The sequence below is a fragment of the Calothrix sp. CCY 0018 genome (assembly GCF_963920925.1).
GTDB lineage: Bacteria > Cyanobacteriota > Cyanobacteriia > Cyanobacteriales > Nostocaceae > Rivularia.
Window position 1 is genome coordinate 1 of record NZ_CAWUDI010000120.1, and the last position, 1,052, is coordinate 1,052.

1 protein-coding gene is annotated in these 1,052 nt (G+C 46.3%); it reads right to left on the reverse strand.

The features are described from left to right. On the reverse strand, positions 1 to 1,037 hold a 1,037-nt coding region (gene psbA / locus ACM03V_RS34405), incomplete at its 3' end, for a photosystem II q(b) protein (protein ID WP_414625300.1). Positions 1,038 to 1,052: the final 15 nt, after the last annotated feature.

Below are 1,052 nucleotides of genomic sequence, written 5' to 3' on the forward strand. Positions count from 1 at the left end.
CCAGCAGCCAAATCAAGTGGGAAGTTGTGTGCATTTCTTTCGTGCATTACTTCCATACCCAAGTTAGCTCTGTTCAATACATCAGCCCAGGTGTTTACAACTCTACCGCTAGAATCGATTACAGACTGGTTGAAGTTGAAACCGTTCAAGTTGAACGCCATTGTGCTGATTCCCAAAGCGGTGAACCAGATTCCTACTACAGGCCATGCAGCTAAGAAGAAGTGTAAGCTACGGCTGTTGTTGAAAGAAGCGTATTGGAAGATCAAACGACCAAAGTAACCGTGTGCAGCTACGATGTTGTAAGTTTCTTCTTCTTGACCGAATTTGTAACCGTAGTTCTGAGATTCGGTTTCGGTTGTTTCACGTACCAACGAGGAAGTTACCAAAGAACCGTGCATTGCACTGAACAAGCTTCCGCCGAATACACCTGCAACACCTAACTGGTGGAAGGGGTGCATCAAGATGTTGTGTTCAGCTTGGAACACGAACATGAAGTTGAAGGTACCCGAGATTCCTAAAGGCATACCGTCAGAGAAAGAACCTTGTCCAATTGGGTAGATCAAGAATACTGCGGTTGCTGCTGCTACTGGAGCGCTGAATGCAACACAGATCCAAGGACGCATACCCAAGCGGTAAGATAATTCCCACTCACGACCTAAGTAGCAAAATACTCCAATTAAGAAGTGAAATACTACCAATTGGTAAGGGCCGCCGTTGTACAACCACTCATCTAGAGAAGCTGCTTCCCAGATAGGGTAGAAGTGCAAACCAATAGCGTTAGAAGAAGGAACAACTGCACCAGAGATGATGTTGTTTCCGTAGATCAACGAACCTGCAACAGGCTCGCGGATACCATCGATATCTACTGGGGGTGCTGCAACGAATGCGATTACGAAGCAGGTGATTGCAGATAGTAGGGTAGGAATCATTAATACACCGAACCAACCGAGATATATACGGTTGTTGGTGCTGGTGATCCACCCACAAAACTGCTCCCAAGCAGAGGCGCTCTCGCGTCTTTGTAATGTGGTTGTCATGGTTCAGATAATTGC